Annotated in this window: 25 protein-coding genes; 1 reads left to right on the forward strand and 24 read right to left on the reverse strand. The window is 36.7% G+C overall.

Annotated elements, in window-relative coordinates; all coding sequences use genetic code 11:
• Positions 1 to 178: 178 nt before the first annotated feature.
• From era to rpsU, 14 genes are all read right to left on the reverse strand, one after another.
• Positions 179 to 1,090 carry a GTPase Era gene (era, locus tag CD003_RS11805; RefSeq protein WP_096201303.1) on the reverse strand — a complete coding sequence of 304 codons (912 nt, stop codon included), beginning with the start codon at positions 1,088 to 1,090 and terminating at the stop codon, positions 179 to 181.
• Complete coding sequence (locus CD003_RS11810; RefSeq protein WP_096201304.1) at positions 1,083 to 1,481, reverse strand: cytidine deaminase; 399 nt, start codon at positions 1,479 to 1,481, stop codon at positions 1,083 to 1,085. Before CD003_RS11810 ends, era begins: the two co-directional genes overlap by 8 nt.
• The gene (locus tag CD003_RS11815) at positions 1,474 to 2,232 is read right to left on the reverse strand and encodes a DUF502 domain-containing protein (protein ID WP_096201305.1); all 759 of its coding nucleotides are present in this window, start codon (positions 2,230 to 2,232) and stop codon (positions 1,474 to 1,476) included. Before CD003_RS11815 ends, CD003_RS11810 begins: the two co-directional genes overlap by 8 nt.
• 115 nt (positions 2,233 to 2,347) lie before the next feature.
• A complete protein-coding gene (locus CD003_RS11820) occupies positions 2,348 to 2,737 on the reverse strand; it encodes a diacylglycerol kinase (protein WP_096201306.1) in 390 nt (129 codons plus the stop codon).
• Positions 2,721 to 3,191: an rRNA maturation RNase YbeY gene (ybeY, locus tag CD003_RS11825; protein WP_096201307.1), complete on the reverse strand. Its 471-nt coding sequence runs from the start codon at positions 3,189 to 3,191 to the stop codon at positions 2,721 to 2,723. The genes CD003_RS11820 and ybeY overlap by 17 nt, the downstream gene beginning before the upstream one ends.
• Positions 3,188 to 5,359 carry an HD family phosphohydrolase gene (locus CD003_RS11830; RefSeq protein ID WP_096201308.1) on the reverse strand — a complete coding sequence of 724 codons (2,172 nt, stop codon included), beginning with the start codon at positions 5,357 to 5,359 and terminating at the stop codon, positions 3,188 to 3,190. Before CD003_RS11830 ends, ybeY begins: the two co-directional genes overlap by 4 nt.
• Before the next feature lie 178 nt (positions 5,360 to 5,537).
• Positions 5,538 to 6,503 carry a PhoH family protein gene (locus tag CD003_RS11835; protein WP_096202338.1) on the reverse strand — a complete coding sequence of 322 codons (966 nt, stop codon included), beginning with the start codon at positions 6,501 to 6,503 and terminating at the stop codon, positions 5,538 to 5,540.
• Positions 6,504 to 6,517: 14 nt separating this feature from the next.
• Positions 6,518 to 7,705 carry a sporulation protein YqfD gene (gene yqfD / locus CD003_RS11840; RefSeq protein ID WP_096201309.1) on the reverse strand — a complete coding sequence of 396 codons (1,188 nt, stop codon included), beginning with the start codon at positions 7,703 to 7,705 and terminating at the stop codon, positions 6,518 to 6,520.
• A gap of 24 nt (positions 7,706 to 7,729) precedes the next feature.
• Positions 7,730 to 8,011, reverse strand: a complete 282-nt coding sequence (yqfC, locus tag CD003_RS11845; RefSeq protein ID WP_373558542.1) for a sporulation protein YqfC — start codon at positions 8,009 to 8,011, stop codon at positions 7,730 to 7,732.
• 255 nt (positions 8,012 to 8,266) lie between these two features.
• On the reverse strand, positions 8,267 to 8,803 hold the full coding sequence (locus tag CD003_RS11850) for a hypothetical protein (protein WP_096201310.1): 537 nt from the start codon (positions 8,801 to 8,803) through the stop codon (positions 8,267 to 8,269).
• A gap of 34 nt (positions 8,804 to 8,837) precedes the next feature.
• Entirely contained in the window at positions 8,838 to 9,821 is a 984-nt protein-coding gene (gene floA, locus CD003_RS11855; protein WP_096201311.1) for a flotillin-like protein FloA, read from the reverse strand.
• A 28-nt stretch (positions 9,822 to 9,849) separates the two neighbouring features.
• Positions 9,850 to 11,190, reverse strand: a complete 1,341-nt coding sequence (locus CD003_RS11860) for an NfeD family protein (RefSeq protein WP_257008302.1) — start codon at positions 11,188 to 11,190, stop codon at positions 9,850 to 9,852.
• 272 nt (positions 11,191 to 11,462) lie between these two features.
• Complete coding sequence (locus CD003_RS11865; RefSeq protein ID WP_096201313.1) at positions 11,463 to 11,906, reverse strand: GatB/YqeY domain-containing protein; 444 nt, start codon at positions 11,904 to 11,906, stop codon at positions 11,463 to 11,465.
• A gap of 18 nt (positions 11,907 to 11,924) precedes the next feature.
• Positions 11,925 to 12,098 (reverse strand): 30S ribosomal protein S21, encoded by a 174-nt coding sequence (gene rpsU, locus CD003_RS11870; RefSeq protein WP_003323311.1) that lies wholly within the window; start codon positions 12,096 to 12,098, stop codon positions 11,925 to 11,927.
• Positions 12,099 to 12,450: 352 nt separating this feature from the next.
• On the opposite strand from rpsU, the gene CD003_RS11875 reads away from it, so the two are divergent.
• Positions 12,451 to 13,380 (forward strand): Na/Pi symporter, encoded by a 930-nt coding sequence (locus CD003_RS11875; protein WP_096201314.1) that lies wholly within the window; start codon positions 12,451 to 12,453, stop codon positions 13,378 to 13,380.
• A gap of 68 nt (positions 13,381 to 13,448) precedes the next feature.
• Here the strand turns inward: CD003_RS11875 and deoC are convergent, their stop codons facing one another.
• From deoC to lepA, 10 genes are all read right to left on the reverse strand, one after another.
• A complete protein-coding gene (gene deoC, locus CD003_RS11880) occupies positions 13,449 to 14,102 on the reverse strand; it encodes a deoxyribose-phosphate aldolase (protein WP_373558570.1) in 654 nt (217 codons plus the stop codon).
• A gap of 198 nt (positions 14,103 to 14,300) precedes the next feature.
• Entirely contained in the window at positions 14,301 to 15,641 is a 1,341-nt protein-coding gene (gene mtaB, locus CD003_RS11885) for a tRNA (N(6)-L-threonylcarbamoyladenosine(37)-C(2))-methylthiotransferase MtaB (protein WP_096201316.1), read from the reverse strand.
• Between the two features lie 7 nt (positions 15,642 to 15,648).
• Positions 15,649 to 16,401 (reverse strand): 16S rRNA (uracil(1498)-N(3))-methyltransferase, encoded by a 753-nt coding sequence (locus tag CD003_RS11890; RefSeq protein WP_096201317.1) that lies wholly within the window; start codon positions 16,399 to 16,401, stop codon positions 15,649 to 15,651.
• A gap of 51 nt (positions 16,402 to 16,452) precedes the next feature.
• Entirely contained in the window at positions 16,453 to 17,388 is a 936-nt protein-coding gene (gene prmA, locus CD003_RS11895; protein ID WP_096201318.1) for a 50S ribosomal protein L11 methyltransferase, read from the reverse strand.
• Positions 17,389 to 17,441: 53 nt separating this feature from the next.
• Entirely contained in the window at positions 17,442 to 18,560 is a 1,119-nt protein-coding gene (gene dnaJ, locus CD003_RS11900) for a molecular chaperone DnaJ (protein WP_096201319.1), read from the reverse strand.
• A gap of 202 nt (positions 18,561 to 18,762) precedes the next feature.
• Positions 18,763 to 20,598, reverse strand: coding sequence for a molecular chaperone DnaK (gene dnaK / locus CD003_RS11905; protein ID WP_096201320.1), 1,836 nt, complete (start codon positions 20,596 to 20,598; stop codon positions 18,763 to 18,765).
• Between the two features lie 47 nt (positions 20,599 to 20,645).
• Positions 20,646 to 21,209: a nucleotide exchange factor GrpE gene (gene grpE / locus CD003_RS11910; RefSeq protein ID WP_257008303.1), complete on the reverse strand. Its 564-nt coding sequence runs from the start codon at positions 21,207 to 21,209 to the stop codon at positions 20,646 to 20,648.
• A 108-nt stretch (positions 21,210 to 21,317) separates the two neighbouring features.
• On the reverse strand, positions 21,318 to 22,346 hold the full coding sequence (hrcA, locus tag CD003_RS11915; RefSeq protein ID WP_096201322.1) for a heat-inducible transcriptional repressor HrcA: 1,029 nt from the start codon (positions 22,344 to 22,346) through the stop codon (positions 21,318 to 21,320).
• A 204-nt stretch (positions 22,347 to 22,550) separates the two neighbouring features.
• A complete protein-coding gene (gene hemW / locus CD003_RS11920) occupies positions 22,551 to 23,690 on the reverse strand; it encodes a radical SAM family heme chaperone HemW (RefSeq protein ID WP_096201323.1) in 1,140 nt (379 codons plus the stop codon).
• A 130-nt stretch (positions 23,691 to 23,820) separates the two neighbouring features.
• Positions 23,821 to 25,647, reverse strand: a complete 1,827-nt coding sequence (lepA, locus tag CD003_RS11925; protein ID WP_373558543.1) for a translation elongation factor 4 — start codon at positions 25,645 to 25,647, stop codon at positions 23,821 to 23,823.
• Between the last annotated feature and the right edge of the window lie 34 nt (positions 25,648 to 25,681).

Below are 25,681 nucleotides of genomic sequence, written 5' to 3' on the forward strand. Positions count from 1 at the left end.
AATACTTTTTACTAACTCAATCATAAATTTTTTCAATAGAAAAAACAATGGCTACAGATTGTGCCATTGTTAAATCTTTGTTAACAGTATATTACATTCCTACAATTGGTTGCGGACGACTAAGAATTACCCTACAAATTCTATATAATCTAGACTTCATAAAACCTGTGTTGATATTCTAATACTCGTCCGATCTAAAGCCATAGTCTCTAAGCTGAGCAGGCTTATTTCTCCAATCCTTCTGTACCTTAACCCATAGCTCTAAGAATACTTTTGAACCAAGTAAAGCTTCGATATCTGCTCTTGCTCTTTTCCCTACTTCTCGAAGCATTGTTCCCTGCTTACCAATGACAATCCCTTTTTGAGAAGAACGTTCTACTATTATTGTTGCTCCAACGTAGACTGTATCATTTGTTTCTCTACGTTTCATTTGCTCAATTACAACAGCAATCGAATGAGGAATTTCTTCCCGAGTTAGGTGCAGTACCTTTTCACGGATTAATTCAGCCACAATAAAGCGTTCTGGGTGGTCTGTCACCTGATCTGTTGGATAATATTGTGGTCCTTCAGGCATGTATCCAACAATTTGATCTACCAGTGTTGAAACATTACTTCCTTCTAACGCTGACACTGGTACAATTTCTTTGAAGTTGTAACGAGTACGATAACTGTCAATAAACTTTAATAATTTTTCAGGCTCGACTTTATCAATTTTATTTACAACAAGAAAAACAGGAGTGTTTGTTTCCTCAAGACGCTCGAGGATAAACTGTTCTCCAGGCCCAAATGATTGGTCAGCTTCAACAACAAATAAAATTAAATCTACTTCTCTTAATGTACTACTGGCAACTTTCATCATAAAGTCCCCAAGTTTATGCTTTGGTTTGTGAATCCCTGGCGTATCCATGAAAACAACTTGGGAATCGTTTCTAGTTAATACACCTTGAACTTTATTTCTCGTTGTCTGAGGCTTATCACTCATAATTGCAATTTTTTGCCCGACAAAATAATTTAACAATGTAGATTTACCTACATTGGGTCTTCCAATTATTGCTACAAAACCTGATTTAAAATTACTATTATTATTCATCCATATCCTCCGCTGTAAATGCTCCTGGTAATAATTCTGAAACCGTCATTTCTTGAACTTCACCATGTAAATTTGTTAAAATCACTTTCATATCTGGTGGACAAAGCTCTGATAGAACTTGTCTACATGCTCCACAAGGTGGTACTGGTCTATTCGTATCAGCTACAATCGCTATTGCAGCAAACTCCTTATCTCCTTCAGAAATCGCTTTGAATAATGCCGTACGCTCAGCACAGTTTGTTAACCCATATGAAGCATTCTCCACATTACACCCATGATATGTCTTCCCATCTTTCGTAAGTAAAGCTGCTCCTACTTGGAACTTTGAGTAAGGGACATATGCCTTCCCCATTGCCTTTTTGGCTTCATGCATTAATTGTTGTTTATCCATCTCCATCATCCTTTCTCTTTTTCACATGAATGACTAAGTTCTTTTCATCAACGACTGCTTCCTTTTTTAGCTTATCCCTTTTTTTAAGTTCTTCATCCTCATAATCAGGTGGAACAACGACTCCTCCTGAAATGATAAACTTTAATCCTTGTTCAACTGTCATATTTAAAACGATGACATCTTCTCTAGGAACTAATACAAGCCATCCTGACGTAGGATTTGGAGTAGTAGGTAAAAATACATTTATACAGTCTCTCGAAGTCAACCGCTGTACTTCTCCTCTAGATTCACCAGTTTGAAAACCAATCGTGTATAGACCTTTTCTTGGGTATTCTAAAAGTACTACTTGCTTAAAGGATGAACGCTCTTGGGCAAAGGCATGAATAATCTGTTCTACTGAGCTGTAAATTGAATTAGCAATCGGAATCTTTCGAAAGGTAAGGTCGATTTTCGTGAAAAGGTTATTCCCTTTACCTTTTAAGCGCATGGAACCTATCCAAGTTATTAAAATGATTGTTAATATAAAACCAATACCTAATAATCTCTCCGTAAAAGGCGTATACACACCTAAGAAATAAATACTGCCTTCTCTTATTGTAATAATATTAAGGGCTTTTAATATGTTTGTAATAAACTGACCAAGGAAAGCATCTATTAGAGAAAAAAGAAATTGAAGAACATAAATCGTTGCAATAGCTGGTAATAAAAAGATTAACCCTGCAATAATATTTTTTTGAAGCCTTTTCCACATTTAAGAATAGGACTCCTCTCGTTTCATATCAGGTATAATTCACCTGTCAAATTTCATATGTAAGAGGTGAGTGAAGACATAAACTACCGCAGTTCTTCACTCACACTCTAATCCTTTACCCTATTAACTCAATAATTGGCGGAATGAAAATGAGCAATCCAACAATTATCGCTACTAAACTAAAAATAAATACAGCTCCAGCTGATACATCCTTCGCTAATTTGGCTATGGGATGAAATTCATCTGTAATTAAATCAACCGTTCGTTCAATAGCTGTATTCATTACCTCTAAAGCCAACACTCCACCTATGACTACAATCAAAATAAGTTTATGCATTAAAGGGATATTTAAAAATATCGATAGAGCAATAACAAATACACTTGCCACTAGATGAATTCTCATATTTTGCTCTTTTTGTACTACATATTTCAAACCAGAACAAGCATAAACAAATGAACGAAGTAGGCGTTTAAATCCCCAACGATTTTTATCGTGTAAGCCCATATGCAGTTAAAATTTCCTCTTGTCTTGCAAACATCACTTTTTCTTCATTTTCATCAATATGATCGTAACCGAGTAAATGAAGAAAGCCATGTACTGCTAGAAAGGCTAATTCACGTTCAAATGAATGCTCATAACGGTTTGCCTGCTCTGTAATACGAGGAACAGAGATAATGATATCCCCTAATAAATTAGGCCCTTCTCCACCTACTATCTCCATTTCATCTTCACCTTGTTCATTTAACGCAAAGGAGATGACATCAGTAGGCTTATCCTTATCTCTGTATTCTCGATTAATTTCCTGTATCGTTTCATCATTAACAAAGGTAATTGAAACTTCTGAATCCATCTCCACAGATTCCATTTCAGCAGCCTTTGTTAATACATTAGTAACGAGCTCTAGCTGTTCTTCTTTTAATTCACCTGTTTCATCAACAGAATCAATTGCTAATCTCATGAGGAAGCCCCCTTTTCTTTTGGGTCATCAGGATATTCAATTCTCGAATGGAAAGTTCCTTTTAACGTTTCACAAATTGATTTCGCAATAACATCTAACTCCTTCAACGTTAAATCACATTCATTAAATTGACCATCTTCTAATCGGTCCGTAATAATCTTTCGAACCATCGTCTCAATTTTATCTGGTGATGGTTTAGCAATAGAGCGAACAGCTGCTTCAACACAATCTGCTATCCCCACAATTGCTGCTACTTTCGTCTGAGCTTTTGGCCCTGGGTATCGGAATTGAGATTCTGGTATCTTTTGTTCTGTTTCTTGGTTTGCCTTATGGTAAAAATACTTTAATAATGTCGTCCCATGATGTTGTTCGGCAATATCAATAATTTCTTTAGGCATCTTATACTCTCTTAACATTTCTGCTCCATCATATGGATGAGAGATAATAATCGTTTTACTTAGCTGAGGTGAAATTTTATCATGTGGATTTTCCATTTTCATCTGGTTTTCTATAAAGAAATGAGGTCTTTTCGTTTTCCCTAAATCATGATAATAAGATCCTACCCTCGCCAATAAACCGTTTGCCCCTATTGATTCACATGCAGCTTCTGATAAGTTCCCTACCATTACACTATGATGATACGTCCCAGGTGTTTCTGTTAATATTTTTCGTAGCAATGGATGATTGGGATTGGATAATTCGATAAGCTTTGTTGTCGACAATATTCCAAATCCAGCTTCAAAGAACGGCATTAAACCTAACGTTAATACAGCAGCTATAAAGCCCGAAAGAAATGCATAACCGAAATGTAATCCAATTTCAATCCAACTAAATTGAAAACCTTTTAATAATAATATTGAAGCGATTGTTAGCATATTAATAAATGAAACGAATAATCCAGCCTGTAAAATTCTTGTTATACGATTGGATTTCCCAAGAAAGTATACACCTGCAAAAGAGCTAAATAACACATAAACTCCAAAGGAAAAATTAAACGTACCTACCGTATCATTGTTAAAGATTACACTCGCACAAATAGCAAAGAAAATACTTGTAAATAAAGCTACTCTTTCATGAATCAACATTGTTAAAAGCATTGTTCCTACTGCTACAGGCACAATTAAGCCAATTGCTTGGAAATCAACTCTCTCTAACAAGCTCGAGATTTTCATTACTGAAATCGTAACAAAGAAAATAAGAACATACATAAGTAAGTGACTATTATTTGTTTTCACACTTGTTTTTGCTTCATTTAAATAATAAGATAGCATACCTACCATTAACAAAACCAATAAAGCTAATCCTAAATACGGATAAAAAGAAAATGAATCATCAAGAAGACCTACCATTCTTAGTTGCTCATAGGCTTCATGATTAATTGTTTCTCCAGCTTTCACAAGAAGCTGTCCTTCTCGAATAATAACAGGTTCAACTGCTTCTGCAGCCTCTCTTTTCAACTGTTCAGTTGCTGCATCATCGTAAATATAGTTCGGAATAATCGCAAATCTAGCTATTTCAATGATGGCATCATGTAGTCTCGTACTAATTGTTGAAATCACTACTTTATCTTCAACTGATTGCTTAGCATCATGTAAATCATTAATAGCTATTTTCTGACTCATTACTTCAAAAACCGCATTCGTAGTAGCTTCTCTAGATAATTTAAGCTGTGATTCACTCGTTTGTATTAATGTTAGTACCGTTTCATTGGACAAGTCATTGCTCGTCCCAGAGGAGATGACGTCCTGTACATAGTTAAGACGATTGTTCAAAATTTCTTCCTCTGTTAATTCACTTTCTAGGCTGAGCTTTTCCACTTCCTCTGCATATTCACGATTAACTTGTTTAATTAAATCAAATATATCATTAATTCTTTCAACCTGATGCTGGGCGTAATCCTTTTTTTCAAAAACAGGACCTATTGCATCTGTTGCTTCTTTCTTCTTTAAATCGGTTGCTATTTTATTCTCTACCGTTATAGGAGCTCTTATATCATTTTCTGCTACTGATGAAAGACTTACATCTACTTTTTCAGGAATAACATTATCAATCATAGATACAAATAGTATAATTCCTAGAATGATAAATAGAATGAATCTTATATAACGGTGATCACGAATGCCTTTCCACCATTTCATCTGGTCTATTGGTGCTCGTTTATTCAACATCCTTCACCTCATTTAACCTCTAATTTCAGCTAATTTTATACCATCTTTGACACAAAAACCATACTATTAATTTAACTGTACTTAAATAGTTAAGAAAAATCGACAAAAGTGTGCTCAAAAGGAAAATCTTTTTGAACACACACTATAAAAGAAAACCCTCATGTAGAGGGTCTCTTAGCTAATCTTGGATTGGTTTTTGTTCTGCTTTGTCATAAGCATCTAATACTCGTTGTACAAGGGTGTGTCTAACAACATCAGTTGGCTGTAGATAGATAAAATCAATTTCAGACACTTTGTTTAAAATATCTATCGCAACTTTTAATCCAGACTTCTTCCCTTTTGGTAAATCTACTTGAGTGAGGTCCCCATTAACAACCATCTTCGAACCGAAACCTAATCTAGTTAGAAACATCTTCATCTGCTCTTGAGTTGTATTTTGAGCCTCATCTAATATAACAAATGAGTCATCTAACGTACGCCCTCTCATATACGCAAGAGGTGCCACCTCAATTGTACCACGCTCCATTAAACGAACTGTATGCTCCATTCCTAGAACATCATGTAGCGCATCATATAGAGGTCTTAAGTATGGATCTACTTTCTCCTTCAAATCACCTGGTAGGAAGCCTAAGCTCTCCCCTGCCTCTACTGCTGGTCGAGTTAAAACAATTTTCTTTACTCGTCCATCCTTAAGTGCGGTAACAGCCATAACAACTGCTAGATAAGTTTTCCCTGTACCTGCAGGACCGATACCGAAGACCATGTCCCTTTTTCGAATAGCTGTTACATAATGCTTCTGCCCTAATGTCTTAACAGAAATAGGCTTTCCCTTTGCATTAACTGCTATTTTCTCTTGGTATAAATCTAAAAGCTCTGATAATATGCCACGTTCCGCTAACTGCAGTGCATAAACAACGTCTCGCTCAGAAATTGTAACACCTTTACGTATTAAGGAAACTAACGTGTTTAATATGTTCTCAATCGTTTCAACTGTTTTATCATCACCTGAAATGGCTACTTCTTCTCCTCGGGTAACAATATCAACACCTAGTTTTTCCTCAATACGTCGTAAGTGGGAATCATGTGGACCAAATAAAGCTTGAGTTTCATTAGCGTCTTTTACTTGTAACTGAATCAACTTCATTTCTGACAATAGACTCAATCCCCTTGAATGATCGGTTGCTCCGATGTAATGTCTTCTATAACTTGGTAATGGATCTTTAATTTAACTTTACCATTCTCAATCGTTTGGTGCAAAACTTTTTCACCTTTAATCTCTGCATCGTCTGAAATTTTCTCTTCTATTTCGCGTCTAGACATTTCCTTCGCAACAGATACTGCTTCTTCCTCTGTATAGTCTCGGTCGAATGTTTGTTTTTCAAACCATTCACTCTTCCTATATTGTACAGGTAAGCTCCATTTTAAAAGTCTAAAATTACTTTTTCTTTCAAATACTTCAGATTCCACAAAGTCTGGCTCAGTAAATCCCCAGATAGGAACATTAAATTCACCAAAGGAGAGGTAATGTAATGATTTACTTTCTCCTGTTAATGTTTCAAATGTTGTAGAAAGAGGAATACTCACTTCGGACTTGTACCAAATTTCACCAAGAACAACCGCTTTCGCCGGTACGATTTCGGTCTTTCCTTCTTTCCCAATAAATCCAGAAATAAGTAAATCTCCTTTATTAACATAATCATTAGGTTGCACTTGAGATTGGCCCTGTTCAACAAACAAATCATGAATTACAGCTTTTTTCTTTGCTACTAGATGTCTTGGACTTAACTGTTGTTGTTCTTCTGGCAATGTTTGTTCTACAACTTCAAAGTGAAAGGTCGTCCCATTTAATCTCACCCCAACCCAAGTTGCATCCTCTATTTGGTCGGTTACGACTTTCTGTATATCCTCAACACTAGGAAGTAAAAATAAAAACTTCCCCCGTTCTATACCTAGTTCACTAACTACTTTCTGTAGTTCGTGCTCAACCTTTGGTGAGGCACCGTCAATACTAATGTTCCAAACAATATTAGATAAAATAAAAAGTATCAGACCAAAAGAAGCTAAGCCAGCGACAAAACCACCTCTAGATAACATCTTTTTATAAAGGAAGGGAAGTCCTCTCTTTTCTGTAAAAGTTACTTTACAATTGGTCATTCTTAGTAAAGGACGCAGCCTTTTAACATCTTCTAACGAAACATAACATATAATTCTTGTTTCCCCAACACGTTTGATATTCCATACGTATAGCTCATTTTGTATACATCTGTTTAAAAACCTCTCTATGTATGGCCCATCAATCCTAATACGAACGTATCCAATAAAGAAATTCATCCATACGTTTTTCATCCAACCCCTCCTGTACACTCTTCATCATTCATTTAGATATAAGACTTGGTCAATCTTTCCCTCTAAAAGAAGCTCTTCTGGTAAAATTGTTTTAATCACAAATTGCTCACCTTTGATAAGTAACTGTCCTTGCTCTAATAAAAGCCGTAACTCTTGATTAGAAAATTGAAGGACACCTCTATGGTTTTCAATATAAATATGAATTTGACCAATCATAGTAATCCTCGGCAGATCCATCATTACATCTGCGGGAAGTTCCATTTGATCTGTCATCCATTTTTTGAATCGATGCTTAAATTTTTTCATGATGAGAACCTCCTCTCCTCTCATTTTTATGAAGGAACCATCGTATCTATCACTAAAACTTTCTCTTCAATTAAGAAACATTAAAAAAGGAATAAGGGTTGCATAAAAAATTCTTATAGAAACTTTTTTTGGAAAGTTAAGTACAACAAAAAACGAGGGGTGCTGAAAAAATCTAAAGTATAGGATCCAAGAAACTAAACACACTTTTTCAAACCTCTTCAAAAACAAAAAAAACAAGGATAAGCAAAAATTTGCTTATCCTTGTCTACGGAATCGATTATTTGAGTTATGTGGCCTTTGGGCACGTGGTTTCCCAAGCACCTCTGACCATATAACCCCCTTCATTGCTTCCTCATTTGTTATTTTATTAAAATTTAAACCTAAAGATGAAGATTTCCTACCAATTTCATTAGAGAAAATCGGAGAACTTTCTTCAATATTGCCTTTAGAAATATCGTTTCTCTTTAGTCTTATTTCTTCTTTTTTCTGAAGTAACTCTGCTCTTCTTTGCTCAATTGCTTCTACATGCTGACTAAGCTCACTAGGTGACGATACTTCTGTACGTTCAGGTCTTACCTGTGATGGACTACTTTGTTCTTGATTGGTCTGACTTCCTTCTTGCTTGAAAATTTCTTTCCAATCAACCTGGTCCTCTGCAGGCCTTCGTTGACGTCTTTGAGGAGATTCTTCCTTCTTTTCCCCTCTCATGAAAAAGTTAAATAAAGCACCTAAAATCAAAAGTATGAAAAAGAGATTTCCAAAAATAAAATCAGATATTGCTTCTAATGGCATGACAGTCTCCTCCTTTCAAGAAGACACAGCAAGATTATTGCTTATCTCTGTTATCCTCATCGGTTGCTTTACCGATGGAGTCTCTCATATCTGTATCAGCCATGATGTTTTGATAGTTCATATAATCCATTACACCCATATTTCCTTTTTTCAATGCTTCTGAAAGGGCCATAGGTACTTCTGCCTCTGCCTCTACTACCTTCGCACGCATTTCTTCTACGCGAGCTTTCATTTCCTGCTCTTGCGCTACAGCCATTGCACGACGTTCTTCCGCTTTTGCTTGAGCAATCTTCTTATCTGCCTCTGCTTGGTCAGTTTGTAATTCGGCACCAATATTTTTACCGATATCAATGTCCGCAATATCAATCGAAAGAATTTCAAATGCTGTACCTGCATCTAAGCCTTTTGATAAAACTGTTTGTGAAATCATATCAGGATTTTCAAGTACTTTCTTATGATTAATAGCAGAACCGATTGTAGATACAATCCCTTCACCTACACGAGCGATTACTGTATCCTCACCAGCACCCCCAACTAAACGGTCAATGTTTGCACGAACTGTAATACGTGCCTTTGCTTTTACTTCAATACCATCCATTGCAACACCAGCAATGAAAGGTGTTTCGATAACTTTAGGGTTTACACTCATTTGTACAGCTTCTAATACGTCACGACCTGCTAAATCAATTGCAGCAGCTCTTTCAAACGTTAACTCAATGTTTGCACGTTGAGCAGCAATTAATGCATTTACCACACGGTCAACATTACCACCAGCTAAGTAATGACCTTCTAGCTTACTTGTGTTTAAGTCAAGTCCCGCTTTTACCGCTTTAATTAACGGGTTAACAACACGAGCAGGGATTACACGACGTAACCTCATACCTACTAATTCAAAAATCCCAATTTTAACCCCAGCAGCTAACGCTGAAATCCATAGCATTACTGGTACAAAAGTAAATAGAACAGCTAATGCAATAATAATAAGACCAACGACAACTAATAACATAATATCTGTCATTTAATAATTCCTCCTTTGTGTAATAAACTTACATATCTTTAACTTCCCTCACAACAATACGCGAGCCAGAAGTATAGACAACCTGTATTTTCTTGCCCTGTTCAATATATCCTCCCTCAGAGACTACGTCAAGGCGTTCATGACCAAAAACTGCCGAGCCAGAAGGACGAAGTGGTGTTAATGTTTCACCAGTCTGTGCTAGTAACTCTTCTCTTGTTGCATTCGAAATATACCCTTCTTCAGTTGATGTAGCACCAGTGAAAACAATTTTTTTCATTGGACCTCTATTTCCAAAATATTTAAAAATGAAGATAGAAGCAATCACTGTAACTACTACTGCAATAAGAATAGCAACCAGCATATTCACTGTAGAATACGAAGCTAAAATCATACTTCCGATTATTGCTCCAATTCCTAAGACCCCAAATATTCCAAAGCCTGGGACGAATATTTCAATGAGGATTAATAAAATACCAGCACTAAATAAAATAATCGTTTCAAAGCCAGCAAAACCAGCAAACAGATGCCCAAAGAAAAACAATAGTAAAGCACTTAGTCCCATAATCCCAGGAACACCAAAACCAGGAGAATAAAGCTCTAATACAAGTCCTAAACTTCCTACAGATAGAAGTATTGGGATAACAATTGGATTTGTAACAAAGCGAGCAATTTGTTCAGCAAAGCTCACTTCCATATCACGCTCAATTGCATTTTCAAGCTCTAGAAATTGTAAGAGCTCATCACGATTTGAAGCAATTGCCTCCGCATAACCTACCTCTAACGCCTGATTAGCAGTAAGGGTTAATAATTTCCCAGATTCAGCACCATAGTCTGGCAAATCTACATCTTTGTCAGCCATAGCCAAAGCATAAATTGGGTCACGTTCATTTAATTCTGCGGCTGCTCTCATTTCACTTAACCAATAGGATTGTGTCTTTTCTTCTGCTGCACTTCCAGCAGAATCAATTACTGCTGCAGAACCCATATTCGATGCAGGGGCCATAACAATTTGGTCAGCATTTAATGAGATATAAGCACCTGCTGAAATAGCATTATTTACTACATATGCAGTGATAGGTGTTCTAGTTGAACGTAAAATCCCCGCAATATTCCCCGCCGCATCAACCGCACCACCTGGTGTATCTACCTCCAGTACGATATGGTCTGCGCCTTCTTCCAAAGCAGTCGTTATTGACCGTTGAATAAAGGCTTCTAATCCACGTTCTACAGCTTGTTCTACCGGTATATAAAAAACAACCGGACGAGACTCATCTTCTTGACTCTGTACAAGCCCTTGAATCGGAATTAAAATAAGTGCTACGACAATGAGAGATAAGAAAAATATACTTTTCAAACTCCGTTGTGTCACTTCTTGTCCCCCTTTTCTTACAAAACTCATTAGTCTTCTGGTTTATACTTTATACTTCACTACTATATACGTATATAATATGCCTTGGTTCCAAAAAAATTTAGCGTGTACATTAATTAAAACAAATTTCTCCAGGATACTCAAATCATATCAAGCTCATATTATGTAGTTATATGAAAAATATCAATTATGTACTATAGATCAATAAGGCGAGCAACAACATAAAAGGCCTTACCAATCATTACGAGTGGCAAGGCCTAATTTGTCATCTTTTATGATAAATGTTGTTGTACAAGACGATTCACAAGACCACCATCAGCTTTTCCTTTAACCTTTGGCATGATGGCTCCCATCACTTTACCCATATCTGCTTTAGAAGTTGCACCGACTTCACCAATTGTTTCTTTGACGATAGTAGATACTTCTTCTTCAGAGAGTTGCTCAGGCATATAGTGCTCTAAAATAGCAAGCTCATTCTGCAACTGGGCAGCCAAATCTTCACGGCCTGCTTTTTCAAACTCATGGAGGGAATCCTTGCGTTGTTTCAGTTCGCGATTCAAAACCGTCAATGAGTCATCTTCTGTTAGCTCACGCCCAAATTTAATTTGTTCGTTTTGTAAAGAAGATTTCACCATACGGATGACAGAGAGTTTCTGTTTATCTTTGTTCTTCATCGCTTCCTTCATATCTTGGTTTAAACGATCAAGAAGACTCACTAAAAACACCTCTCTTAATTAGAACTTACGCTTTCTTGCCGCCTCAGACTTTTTCTTACGCTTAACACTAGGCTTCTCATAGTGCTTACGCTTTTTCACTTCAGCTAATGTACCTTCCTTAGAAAGTGATCTCTTGAAGCGACGAAGAGCAGCATCGATCGATTCATTTTTGCGAACACGAGTTTCTGCCATCTTAATTTCCCTCCCTCCGAAACAACCAACTAACGCCTGTTTTTTTTCCGAAAATAATACTAGATATTATAAAATGTACCATCTTCTCATTGCTATTTAAACTAGCTAAAAAACAAGTCTTTTTTGATTATAATACAATCAATTACATAGGTCAACTTATATTTAATTATAAATGATGATTTATGAATTACTAATTGCAAGATTTTTTTATTTATAAAACTGTTACAAATAAATTAACTTGATCTACAAAACAATTATTGATTTTCAAATTCATCATTCATAATTTATAATTCATAATTAATTTAGTCATGCTTGTTCTTCCTTGTCCATAGAATGGTAAAGAGGTGGTTCAATGGCACAGGAATTGTTTACTTTATTTGCAGTTTTTATTGCCCTTTTTCTTTTCGGTATGACCGTAATGAGAACTGGCTTAAAAAACGTAGTAGATAATAAATTTAAGCAAACCCTTATTTCATTAACTAATACACCGTTAAAGGGTCTTTTAGTTGGAACAATCGTCACCGCATTATTGCAAAGTAGCTCTGCTGTAATGATTATTACTGTTGGTCTTGTGGCAGCTGGATTTATTACTTTTAAACAATCCATAGGTGTTATATTAGGAACAAATATAGGTACTTGTATAACTTTAGAGATTATTGCTTTTGATCTCTCTTCCCTTATATTACCGATGCTCCTACTTGGTGTTTTCATGCTCATGATTCCCAAACATCTTACATACTGTATTGGATGTGTTTCCTTTGGATTAGCTTGTATTTTCATAGCCATGCAAGGTCTCGAGAAGTTAGCATACCCTTTAGCTTCATTACCTTTCACTCATTCCTTCTTCCAGCTTACGAATGAGAGTGAATTAATAGGAGTTGGTGTTGGTACTGCAATGTCTGCAATTATTCAGTCAAGTACAGCAACAACTGCTATAACGATGGGCTTTATGAACCAAGATATGCTAGCATTACCTGCTGGAATTGCCATTATGTTAGGAGCTAATATCGGAACTTGTTTTTCTGCCTTTTTAGCAAGTGTTGGGGCAAATCATACTGCAAAATTAGTTGCCTTTGCTCACATCTGGTTAAATATTGTAGGAGTACTTTTATTTTTACCATTAATCGGTTGGCTAGAGTCCATCTCTAGTTCATTGACTTCTTTACCAAACCTCCAGCTAGCTCATGCAAGTACAATTTTTAACATTATTTCTTCTCTTATCGTATTACCATTTGTTCATTATTTTTCAAAATTTATCCTATATGTTCATGGAAAGAAATAATTCGTAATGTAAAAGCCGAGTCCTTAAAAAGAGGCTCGGCTTTTACATTACAATTTCTAATTCAATATTTAATAGCTGGCATCTGATACTTCACCTTTGACGATTGCAATTCCCGCACTTGCTCCAATTCTAGTTGCTCCTACTTCTATCATGGCTAAAGCAGTTTGGCGGTCTCTTACCCCTCCAGAGGCTTTTACACCGATAGTAGGACCGACCGCTTCTCTCATTAGCTTAATATCTGGAAGTGTAGCTCCTCCTATCGAAAATCCAGTAGATGTCTTAACAAAATCTGCTCCTGCCTTTACAGAAAGCTGACAAGCTCTCAACTTTTCCTCATCTGTCAATAAAGAAGTTTCAATAATAACTTTCGTTAATGCACTGCCTTTTGCAGCGTCTACAACCGCTCGAATATCTTGCTCTACTAAAGAATCGTTTTTATCCTTTAATGCCCCAATATTAATGACCATATCTATTTCTGTTGCCCCATTCTCAATCGCATTCTTTGTCTCAAATGCTTTTACTTCTGGAGTAGACGCTCCTAAAGGAAAGCCTATAACCGTACATACCTTAACATTAGGCTTGTCCTTTAACTCTTCATAGGCAACAGATACCCATGTAGGATTAATGCATACAGACGCAAAATCAAATTCTGCAGCTTCTTTAGATAATTGAATAATTTGTTCTTTTGTAGCCTCAGGCTTTAGTAATGTATGATCAATCATACGTGCAATTTTATCACTCAAAAAGTACACCCTTTCATCACTTTGTTATTTAAACTTTACAAAACTTTATGTATTTTTCCAATTTAATCCTACCACATCGACAAAGGTTGAATAAGCGAACATGAACTTATTATGTGCAATTATAACCATAAACATGAAAAAACTTAGTAACTCATGTCTATGAGCTACTAAGTTCTTTTATTTCATACTAGCGACCTCTTCTTTTACAACTCGTACAAATTCACCTTCATTGTATGGGTAACCAGCTTTTATAACTTTTACTTTTACAATTTCACCAATCATGTCTTTATCAGCAGTAAATTTTACCTTCAAGTAGTTATCAGAGTAGCCAGTATACATCCCTGATTCTGGATTTTCTTTATCCTTTTCTTCAGGAATAACCTCTAGAACTTCTCCTTCAAACTTTGATGAGTACTCTTTTGCAAGCTGGTTTGAAAGCTCAATTAAACGATGAACACGTTCATTTTTCACGTCTTCATCTACTTGGTCTTCCATTCTTGCAGCTGGCGTACCAGTTCTCTTTGAATATGGGAATACGTGAAGCTCAGAAAATTGATGTTTCGCAATAAAATCATACGTTTCTTGGAATTCTTCTTCCGACTCACCAGGGAAACCAACAATTACATCAGAAGTTACCGCTAAACCAGGTAATACTTCTTTCAAACGATCAATTCGCTCACCAAAGAATTCCATCGTATATTTACGTCGCATACGTTTTAGAACTGTATCTGAACCAGATTGTAGAGGAATGTGTAAATGGCGAACTACCTTCTCAGAACGGTCAATTACACGAATTACTTCATCGGTAATTTGACTAGCTTCTATTGAAGAAATTCGAATTCTCTTTAACCCTTCTACCTTCTCTAAATCTTCTAAAAGCTGTGCAAGACTATAATCCTTCAAGTCTTCACCGTATCCACCTGTATGGATTCCTGTTAGAACAATTTCTTTATAACCAGCTTCTACTAATTGTGTCGCTTGTTTCACTACATCGACAGGGTCTCTTGAACGCATTAACCCACGAGCCCATGGAATAATACAGAATGTACAGAAGTTATTACAGCCCTCTTGAATCTTAAGAGAAGCTCTCGTACGGTCAGTAAATGAAGGAACATCAAGTTCTTCGTATACTCTCGTCTTCATAATGTTTGATACACCATTTATTGGTTCACGTTCTTTTTTGTATTGTTCAATATACTCAAGCATCTTCTTACGATCTTGAGTACCAACAACAACGTCTACACCAGGGATTGCCATTACTTCAGCAGGAGATGTTTGAGCATAACAACCTGTTACACAAATAACAGCATCAGGATTTCTTCGAATTGCTCGACGAATAACTTGTCGACTCTTTTTATCACCAGTATTCGTCACTGTACATGTATTAATTACATATACATCAGAAGCCCCATCAAAATCTACTTTATCATAACCCTCTTGCTGAAACAGTTGCCAAATTGCTTCTGTCTCGTAATGATTGACCTTACAGCCTAATGTATGAAATGCAACTGTTGGCATTGTTCTTTCACCTCAATATTTCAAAATGATACGAAACAGCAGATAAAAAATACAACGGTGCTGTTTCCGTACGCAAAATTCTAGGTCCGAAGCTAGCACGTATAAAACCAGCTTCATCTAATTTATTAACTTCTTCTTCAGAGAGTCCACCTTCAGGACCAACTAATACAAGCGCCTTGTCTCCTGGCTTCAATGAGTTTAATGCTCTCCCTAAGCCCAGATGTTCTCCTTCTTTAGCACTCTCTTCATAGGCTACTATTTTTACATCGTATTGCTGATTAACAGAAAGTAATTCAGCTAACGACATCGTTTGTTCAACTGTTGGTAGATAGCTACGGTGTGACTGTTCTGCTGCCTCTTTTGCAATTTTAGATAAACGCTCTATCTTCTTTCCTTCTTTCTTCTTGTCCCATTTCACTATTGAACGAGAAAGAGAAACAGGAATAAAAGAGGAAGCACCAAGCTCTGTACCTTTTTGTACAACATACTCTAATTTATCACCCTTTGGGAGGCCTTGAGCAATCGTTATATGCACTGATAATTCACTATTGTTAGTAATGTCAGAGAGTATCGTTGCAACAATCTCTTCTTCAGAAATTGAGGCAATCTCACAATTAACAACACGAGACTCACCATCACTACAAATAATTTTGTCACCAATACCCATTCGCATGACTCGGCTAATATGTTTTACATCATCACCATTTATAACTACTTGTTCATCTACCATTTGTTCTTTATTAATAAAATAGCGTTGCACAACCACTCACCTGCTACTATCGAAGTTTACACTGAAATGACAGTGTTTATTTTACGCCTTTTTTGCAATTATGGCTACCCAATCTTCTAGTTGCAATGTTTCCTCGATTACAAAACCATGGGAAAGAAGGGCATCTTTTACTTCTTCCTTCTTTCTCGAAATTATTCCTGATGTAATAAAGGTACCATTTGGTTTAAGTACCCTTGCCGCATCTTGAACAAATTGAACAATAATTTCAGCTAAAATATTAGCTACAATTGTATCATACGGCCCATCTATCCCTTGAATTAAGTTGTTCTTCTTAACAGTTACTTGTTCAGAAACATGATTCAACTCAACATTCATCGTTGCACTTTCTACAGCAACATCATCAAGATCTAGAGCTAATACTTCCTTTGCTCCTAGTTTTGCGGCAGCGATACTTAATACACCAGAACCAGTTCCAACATCAATAACTCGTTCTTCTTTACCAAGCATTTTTTCTAAGGCTTGAATACATAATACTGTTGTTGGATGAGTCCCTGTTCCAAATGCCATACCTGGATCAAGCTCAATAATCTTTTCTCCTTCAACAGGCTCATACTCCTCCCACGATGGAGTAATAGTAATTGAGTTAGAGATTTTTACTGGCTTATAATATTTCTTCCAAGCCGTTTCCCAATCTTCTTCATGTACTTCAGCCAATGTCACCTTATTAAAGCCCAAGTCAATGTTATGAGCCGATAACCCGTCAATTTCTAACTTAATTTCTTCAACTGTTTCAGCTAATGAGCTAGTTACAGGGAAATATGCCTTAATAATAACTCCTTCTTCTGGATAATCATCAGGAGAGAGTTGGTACATTTCGCCTAAGTGGCCGCCCCAATCCTTTGTTAAGTCCTGAGGATCTTCAATCACAACTCCACTCGCACCTGCCTCATGTAAAATATTACAGACCGGCTCTACAGCTTCCTCTGTTGTATGAATGCTAAACTCCGACCACTTCATTAATACCAACTCCATTTCCTGTAATAAGAAAAACGCAAAGCGTCTTTTCTTTGTTATTCTCCCTTAAACGCTCGTTTCACCTTTGTAAAAAAGTTTTCAGTTTGTTCATCAGCAGGCTGCGAACCAGTAATTTGAGCAAATTCACGTAATAGGTCCTTTTGCTTTTCCGTTAAGTTAGTAGGTGTATTAACCTTTACAATCACATGCTGGTCCCCGTGACCTCTACCATGAACATTAGGTATACCTTTTCCTCTTAAGCGGAATACTTTACCTGTTTGCGTTCCTGCCGGGATTTTTATTTTTACTTTACCATGCAAAGTAGGTACTTCGATTTCATCACCTAGTGCAACTTGCGTGATTGTTAATGGCATTTCTAGGAATACGTCATCGCCATCACGCTCGAATAATTCATGATCCTTCACACTGAATACAACATAAAGATCACCAGGAGGTCCACCATTTACGCCATCTTCACCTTGCCCAGAAATACGAATTTGTTGTCCATTGTCAACACCCGCAGGTACCTTGACCTTAATTTTCTTTCGTTTACGAACTTTCCCTTTACCGCCACACGTCGTACACTTATCTTTAATCATCTTCCCTGTACCTTCACAATGATTACAAACTCGACGATTAACTATACGGCCGAATGGAGTATTTTGTTCAATATTTAATTGACCAGCTCCATTACAATGTGAACATGTTTCTGGACTAGTTCCTGGCTTTGCTCCCGAGCCATCACATGTTGAACATTCTTCTTCTTTCGGTATTTCAATTTCTGTTTCTTTTCCGAATACTGCTTCTTTAAATTCAAGTGTCATCGTGTATTGAAGATCTGCTCCTTGTCTAGGTGCATTCGGGTTTCTACGACCACTACCGCCACCAAAGAACATATCAAAAATATCACCGAATCCGCCACCAAAGTCGCCAGCTCCGCCACCAAAGCCCTGATTTGGATCAGCATGACCAAACTGGTCGTAATTCGCTTTTTTCTGCGGATTACTTAACGTATCATAGGCATCTTTCACTTCTTTAAATTTATCTGAGGCATCTGGTGCTTTATTTACGTCTGGATGGTATTTTCGAGCGAGTTTTCTGTAGGCTTTTTTAATTTCATCTTCTGAAGTACCTTTTTCTACCCCAAGTACTTCATATAAGTCTCGTTTACTCATGCTATCCACTCCCGATTACTTTTAGAAAACATTCATGTCTTCTTTTTAGGTACGCTTTTACATAACGATTATCTTACCATTATATCTTTCATCCTTGCAATACAAACTAATTTATATGTTTTCAAGGTAATATAAGAAAAAGTTCATTACTAGCAAAAAGTCAAAGTCAAGATAACCTGACTTTGACTTTTCGCATTAGTTATTACTTTTTCTCTTCTTCTTTTACTTCTTCGTACTCTGCATCAACTACATTATCATCTGCTTGTTGCTCTGCTCCACCTTCAGCACCTTGTGCTTGTTGTGCGGCTTGAGCTGCTTGCTCGTATAATTTAGTAGAAAGCTCTTGAACGATTGTTTGAAGTTCGTCTTTAGCGGTACGAATTGCTTCAATATCCGTTCCTTCTAAAGCAGTTTTTACTTTTTCTTTTGCTTCATTTGCTTTATCAATCTCTGCTTGTTCTACGTTTTCAGCTAAGTCTTTTAATGTTTTTTCTGTAGTAAACACTAATTGGTCAGCTTCGTTACGAAGTTCAACTTCTTCACGACGCTTCTTATCTTCCTCAGCATTTGCTTCAGCGTCTTTTACCATTTTTTCAATCTCATCATCAGAAAGACCAGATGAAGAAGTGATTGTAATTGACTGCTCTTTGTTTGTACCAAGATCTTTCGCTTTAACATTTACGATACCATTTGCATCAATATCGAAAGAAACTTCGATTTGCGGCACACCTCTTGGAGCTGGCGGTAAATCTGTTAATTGGAAACGACCTAATGTTTTGTTGTAAGCAGCCATTTCACGCTCACCTTGAAGAACATGAATATCAACAGATGGTTGGTTATCAGCCGCCGTTGAGAATGTTTGAGACTTACTTGTTGGAATAGTAGTGTTACGGTCAATTAACTTCGTGAACACTCCACCCATTGTTTCAATCCCTAGTGATAATGGCGTAACATCTAAAAGAACTACATCTTTAACGTCCCCTGTTAATACACCTGCTTGAACTGCTGCACCTAGCGCAACAACTTCATCTGGGTTTACACCTTTATGAGGGTCTTTTCCAGTTAATTTCTTAATTGCTTCTTGAACTGCTGGAATACGAGTTGAACCACCAACTAGGACTACTCTATCAATTTCATTTGCTGTTAAACCAGAATCCTTTAATGCTTGGCGTGTTGGACCCATCGTACGTTCTACTAAATCACTAGACATCTCTTCAAACTTTGCACGAGTTAACGTAAGCTCTAAATGCTTCGGTCCAGTTGCATCAGCAGTAATGAATGGTAAAGAGATTTGTGTTTGCGTTACACCTGATAAATCTTTTTTCGCTTTTTCGGCTGCATCTTTTAAACGTTGCATTGCCATTTTATCTTGAGAAAGATCAATTCCGTTTTCTTTCTTAAATTCAGTAACTAAATGGTTCATAATTACTTCGTCAAAGTCATCCCCACCAAGTTTGTTATCACCTGAAGTTGCTTTAACCTCGAAGAAACCGTCTCCAAGCTCTAGGATTGATACGTCAAACGTACCACCACCTAAATCATAAACTAAAATTGTTTGGTCTTCTTCTTTTTCTAAACCATATGCTAAAGCTGCTGCTGTTGGCTCATTCACAATACGGTCTACTTCAAGACCTGCAATACGTCCAGCGTCTTTTGTCGCTTGACGTTGTGAGTCATTAAAATAAGCAGGAACAGTAATAACTGCCTTCGTTACTGTTTCACCTAAGTATGCTTCTGCATCAGACTTTAATTTTTGTAAGATAATTGCAGAGATTTCTTGAGGAGTATAATCTTTACCTTCTATCGTTTCTTTGTGGTCTGTACCGATGTAACGTTTAATCGACATTACTGTATTGGGGTTTGTGATTGCTTGACGTTTCGCTACTTCCCCTACTAAACGCTCACCATCTTTGAATGCTACAACTGAAGGAGTTGTACGATTTCCTTCTGGGTTAGGGATTACAGTTGCTTCTCCACCTTCCATTACAGCAACACAAGAGTTTGTTGTTCCTAAGTCAATACCAATAATTTTACTCATCGCGAGATTCCTCCTATATATAATTTCTTTCTTTTTTTATGTAGGTTCTATGAATTTACCTTAACCATTGCTGGACGTAGAACACGGTCCTTTAACTTATAACCTTTTTGTAATTCTTCAACAACAGAATTGGCTTCAAAATTACTATCTTCAACTTGCATCACAGCTTGGTGTAAATGAGGGTCAAACTGCTCACCAACTGCTTGGATTGCTTCAACACCTTCATTCTTCATTGCATCCTGAAGCTGACGATAAACCATTTCCATTCCTTGAAGTAATGATTTTGTTTCATCATGCTCAGGTTGCACCATTAATGCTCTTTCAAAATTATCTAGAGCTGGTAACAATTGCTCTACTAAGCTCTGAGCTCTATATTTGCTAGCCGCTTCTCTTTCTTCCTTTGTTCGACGGCGAAAGTTATCATAATCTGCTGTAGCTCGTAATAAACGATTTGAAAAATCAGCCACTTGATTTTCTAATTCTTTGATTTTTGCTTGTTCCTCTGAAAGCTCAGATTCTTCAGTTTCCTCAACAACTTCTTCAGTTGACTCATCTGCTTGCTCTACTTCCTCAATTACTTCTTCTGCTGATTGATTTTTAGTTTCTTCCAACCTATTCACCTCCCTAATATGATAAACAATACACATTCTATTAAATTAAACGCATCAAAAGAGTTGGGAGAATTTATCTCCCACAACTAATTCTCAATATTACCATTCCTAGCCTCTTTGATACAAGTCAGTCAACACTTTTGTTAAATCTTTTGAAATATAATCTAGTATTCCAATCACGCGACGGTATTCCATGCGAGTTGGTCCTAATATACCTACTGTCCCCATATGCTTACCACCAATTGAATAAGAGGCAGTAATGATACTACAGCTTTCAAATGCTTCTACATTGTTTTCTTGCCCAATTCTTACATGAATACCAGTTGAATCTGTACGTAACAATTGCTGTACGAGGTCATCTTCTTCCAAAATATTCAATAGCATTCGAAATTTATCTACGTCACGAAACTCTGGTTGTGTAAGTAAATTTGTTCTACCACCATAAAATACTTTTTCAGGCTTTTCATGTTCAAATGTTTGATTCAAGAACGACAACACTTGACTATAATTATGAACGTGAGCTCTCAGGACATTGGCAACCTCATTATTCAATCTACTTTTTAATTGAAACAGAGGAACCCCTTTTAGGCGTTCATTTAAAATATTTACTATTTTTTCTAAATCATTAACCTTCATTCCATCGGGCAAGGTAACTGTTTGATTTTCAACATGACCTGTATCGGTCACAATAATCATAACCGCAGTTTCAGCAGATAACGGAATAATCTGCATATGCTTTAAGCGAGCATCAAACATCTCAGGCCCTAAGACAATGGATATATAACTTGTGATATTAGATAAAATTTTTGCTGATTGCTGGATTGCCTGTTCAACTTCATGAACCTTTTCTGTAAAAATCGTTTCAACACCTTTAAGCTCTTCATTTGATAAACTTTCAGGTAACAAATTATCTACATAATAGCGATATCCTTTTTGAGATGGAATACGTCCAGCAGAGCTATGCGGTTTTTCAATATAACCTAACTCTTCTAGGTCAGCCATTTCATTACGAATCGTAGCTGCACTAAATGTGACATTCTCTCTCTTTGAAATGCTCCTTGAACCTACAGGCTCTGCAGAACGAATGTAATCGTCGACAATTGCCTGCAAAATGAGTAACTGACGCTCTGTTAACATTCTACATCACCTCTGTTAGCACTCTCAATGGTCGAGTGCTAAATCTAAAAATAAGTTATCAAAAAGGTCAGCTTTTGTCAACCGATTATCATTGAAGTACGAATTTAAAATTACAAATTGCCAATGAAAAATTAATCAAACTCTTAGGATTCATTAATTCAATTCACAATTCTACATTTGCAATTTTCAATTAAATAAGAGATTTTATTCTACTACTAAAAACTTCTCAAACACTTCATTACCAAAAAACAAACCTTCTCTAGTGAGTTTTATATAATCATTATCACCTTTAAGCCAACCTTGTTTGATTAAGTAAGAAATTTGTTCTCCATAAATTACATCAATAGGCGAACCAAATTTCTCCTTGAAAATTTGGGTGGAAACACCTCTTATTTTTCGTAATCCCATAAACATGAACTCTTCCATCTGTTCATTTTTTGGTACATGATGTTCCTTTTGATGAGGTAAACCAGACTTTTCGATTAATGAAAAATATTTAGGTAAGGGACCTGCGTTAGCATGGCGCACTCCATTTACATACCCGTGTGCACCAGCTCCGAAACCATAATACTCTTCATTATCCCAATACGTTAAATTATGTTTACTCTCATAGCCCTTTTTTGCAAAATTACTTATTTCGTACTGCTCATACCCATTCTTTTGCATCTCCTCAATTAACAACGAATACATGTTAGCTTCTTCTTCCTCTGTAGGTAATGGTAGCTTTCCCTTTCGTTGCAGATTGTAGAAAACCGTTTTTGCTTCTACTTTAAGAGAGTAGGCTGAGAAGTGTTCTACATTAAGTTCAAATGCTTTCTTTAGCGTCGTTTGAAACTGCTCAATCGTTTGTGTTGGAAGACCAAACATTAAATCTAGTGAGATATTTTTAAATCCAGCCGCTCTTGAAAGCTCGATTGTTTTAGCAACATCTACTTCTAGATGTGTTCTTCCTATTTGCCTTAATAATCCTTCATCAAAAGATTGAACTCCTATGCTTAAACGATTTACCCCTGCTTTCGCAAGAACCGCTAACTTGTCTACATCTACACTTCCGGGGTTCACTTCTACTGTATATTCTAAGTCATCTGATTTATTTGGGAAATATTGTTCAATACTCTCAAACAAGAATTCTAGCTGTTTTAAGCTTAATGCGGTTGGTGTACCGCCACCGATATAAATAGTTTTGATAACTTCCCCTTGTTCAGTAATTGAATTTTTCATTTCCTCTTTTAACGCAAACAAATACTCCTCTACAGGCTGTCCATGTAAGAAAACCTTGTTAAAATCACAATAATGACAGATATGCTCACAAAAAGGGATATGAAGATAAATTGCTTTTGGCATAGTAACAACTCTTTTCAAATTTTTTTATGAAATAGGGAAAAGGAGATGCCTTAAAGGTGTAACCCTTTGAGACATCCCCTAGACATGGAACAAAATCCGCAAAGCGGTCTTTTGTTGGAAGCATAAAAACTTATTTCGAATCATCCATTCGAAGTACAGCCATAAATGCTTCTTGAGGTACTTCAACATTTCCGACACTCTTCATTCGTTTCTTACCTTCTTTTTGCTTCTCTAATAGCTTACGCTTACGAGAAATGTCACCACCGTAACATTTTGCTAAAACGTTTTTACGCATTGCTTTAATTGTTGAACGAGCAATAACTTTTTGTCCAATACTTGCTTGAATTGGAACCTCAAAATGCTGTCTTGGAATTAATTCCTTTAGCTTTTCAACAATGATTTTTCCACGCTCATAGGCTGAGTCACGATGAACAATGACAGATAATGCATCTACCTGTTCGCTATTTAGTAGAATATCCATTTTTACAAGTTTCGATTGCTTGTAGCCAATTAGTTCATAATCAAATGACGCATACCCTTTTGTACTTGATTTTAATTGGTCAAAGAAATCATAAACAATTTCAGATAGTGGAATTTCATAGACAATTGATACACGATTTTCATCTAAATATTGCATATCAATGAAAATCCCACGTTTCCCCTGACATAGCTCCATTACTGCCCCAACATAATCATTTGGTACCATAACGGATGCTTTAACATACGGTTCTTCGACATGCTCAATTTTCTGAGCATCTGGCATATTTGACGGATTATCAATACGTACTGTTTCTTCGTTTGTTAAAGTTACGCTATAAATAACACTTGGCGCTGTTGTAATTAAGCTAATATTAAATTCACGTTCGATACGTTCTTGAATGATTTCCATATGAAGTAAACCAAGGAATCCACAACGGAATCCAAAGCCCAATGCTTGTGAAGTCTCTGGCTCATACTGAAGTGATGCATCATTTAACTCAAGACGCTCAAGCGCTTCACGAAGATCATTGTAATCATTCGTATCAATTGGATATAATCCACAGAAAACCATTGGGTTCATTTTTCGATACCCTGGTAATGCTTCAGCTGCTTGATTATTTGCGTGTGTGATAGTATCACCAACACGTGTATCCCCTACATTTTTAATCGCTGCTGTAAGGAATCCAACATCCCCAACAGTTAGCTCATCTCGCTTCACTGGTTTCGGTGTAAATACACCTACTTCAAGAACTTCGAACTCTTTTCCTGTCGCCATCATTTTTATTTTTTGTCCCGGCTTTACAGTTCCTTCTACGATTCGAATATACGCAACAACACCGCGATATGAATCATATAAAGAGTCGAAAATTAATGCTTTTAATGGCCCTTCTGGATCTCCAGTTGGGGCGGGAACACGTTCAACAACTTGCTCAAGAATTTCACCAATTCCAATTCCATTCTTCGCTGAAGCTAAGACCGCATCAGATGTATCTAAGCCAATCACATCTTCTACTTCTTTTTTCACACGTTCAGGCTCCGCACTTGGTAAATCAATTTTATTGATAACCGGTAATATTTCAAGGTCATTATCTAATGCTAAATAAACGTTCGCTAACGTTTGTGCTTCAATCCCTTGTGCTGCATCAACGATTAACAATGCACCTTCACAAGCCGCTAAACTTCTTGATACTTCGTATGTAAAGTCGACGTGTCCCGGAGTATCAATTAAGTGGAAAATGTACGTCTCCCCGTCTTTAGCTTTGTATTCTAATTGAACTGCATTTAATTTAATTGTAATACCACGTTCTCTTTCTAAATCCATTGCGTCTAACATTTGGTCTTTCATTTCACGTTGCGTTAATGCACTCGTTGCTTCTAAAATACGATCGGCCAGGGTCGATTTCCCGTGGTCAATATGAGCTATAATTGAAAAGTTACGAATTTTTGACCGCCTTGCAATTCTCTCTTCTTTATTCATCGTCATCACTCCTACAGCATCTATCATACGTTAC

Source organism: Bacillus sp. FJAT-45350, from assembly GCF_002335805.1.
GTDB lineage: Bacteria > Bacillota > Bacilli > Bacillales > NISU01 > FJAT-45350.

What these genes read in the sequence shown, in the direction of transcription:
- CD003_RS11815 (WP_096201305.1), bottom strand. Translation starts at nt 2,232, where the DNA reads ATGTGGAAAAGGCTTCAAAAAAATATTATTGCAGGGTTAATCTTTTTA.
- era (WP_096201303.1), bottom strand. Translation starts at nt 1,090, where the DNA reads ATGAATAATAATAGTAATTTTAAATCAGGTTTTGTAGCAATAATTGGA.
- CD003_RS11850 (WP_096201310.1), bottom strand. Translation starts at nt 8,803, where the DNA reads ATGCCATTAGAAGCAATATCTGATTTTATTTTTGGAAATCTCTTTTTC.
- deoC (WP_373558570.1), bottom strand. Translation starts at nt 14,102, where the DNA reads ATGATTGATCATACATTACTAAAGCCTGAGGCTACAAAAGAACAAATT.
- rpsU (WP_003323311.1), bottom strand. Translation starts at nt 12,098, where the DNA reads ATGGCAGAAACTCGTGTTCGCAAAAATGAATCGATCGATGCTGCTCTT.
- floA (WP_096201311.1), bottom strand. Translation starts at nt 9,821, where the DNA reads ATGACAGATATTATGTTATTAGTTGTCGTTGGTCTTATTATTATTGCA.
- lepA (WP_373558543.1), bottom strand. Translation starts at nt 25,647, where the DNA reads ATGAATAAAGAAGAGAGAATTGCAAGGCGGTCAAAAATTCGTAACTTT.
- dnaK (WP_096201320.1), bottom strand. Translation starts at nt 20,598, where the DNA reads ATGAGTAAAATTATTGGTATTGACTTAGGAACAACAAACTCTTGTGTT.
- hrcA (WP_096201322.1), bottom strand. Translation starts at nt 22,346, where the DNA reads ATGTTAACAGAGCGTCAGTTACTCATTTTGCAGGCAATTGTCGACGAT.
- prmA (WP_096201318.1), bottom strand. Translation starts at nt 17,388, where the DNA reads ATGAAGTGGTCGGAGTTTAGCATTCATACAACAGAGGAAGCTGTAGAG.
- CD003_RS11875 (WP_096201314.1), top strand. Translation starts at nt 12,451, where the DNA reads ATGGCACAGGAATTGTTTACTTTATTTGCAGTTTTTATTGCCCTTTTT.
- CD003_RS11835 (WP_096202338.1), bottom strand. Translation starts at nt 6,503, where the DNA reads ATGAAGTTGATTCAGTTACAAGTAAAAGACGCTAATGAAACTCAAGCT.
- hemW (WP_096201323.1), bottom strand. Translation starts at nt 23,690, where the DNA reads ATGCCAAAAGCAATTTATCTTCATATCCCTTTTTGTGAGCATATCTGT.
- yqfD (WP_096201309.1), bottom strand. Translation starts at nt 7,705, where the DNA reads ATGAAAAACGTATGGATGAATTTCTTTATTGGATACGTTCGTATTAGG.
- CD003_RS11830 (WP_096201308.1), bottom strand. Translation starts at nt 5,359, where the DNA reads ATGTTGAATAAACGAGCACCAATAGACCAGATGAAATGGTGGAAAGGC.
- dnaJ (WP_096201319.1), bottom strand. Translation starts at nt 18,560, where the DNA reads ATGAGTAAACGAGACTTATATGAAGTACTTGGGGTAGAAAAAGGTACT.
- CD003_RS11810 (WP_096201304.1), bottom strand. Translation starts at nt 1,481, where the DNA reads ATGGATAAACAACAATTAATGCATGAAGCCAAAAAGGCAATGGGGAAG.
- mtaB (WP_096201316.1), bottom strand. Translation starts at nt 15,641, where the DNA reads ATGCCAACAGTTGCATTTCATACATTAGGCTGTAAGGTCAATCATTAC.
- yqfC (WP_373558542.1), bottom strand. Translation starts at nt 8,011, where the DNA reads ATGAAAAAATTTAAGCATCGATTCAAAAAATGGATGACAGATCAAATG.
- ybeY (WP_096201307.1), bottom strand. Translation starts at nt 3,191, where the DNA reads ATGAGATTAGCAATTGATTCTGTTGATGAAACAGGTGAATTAAAAGAA.
- CD003_RS11820 (WP_096201306.1), bottom strand. Translation starts at nt 2,737, where the DNA reads ATGGGCTTACACGATAAAAATCGTTGGGGATTTAAACGCCTACTTCGT.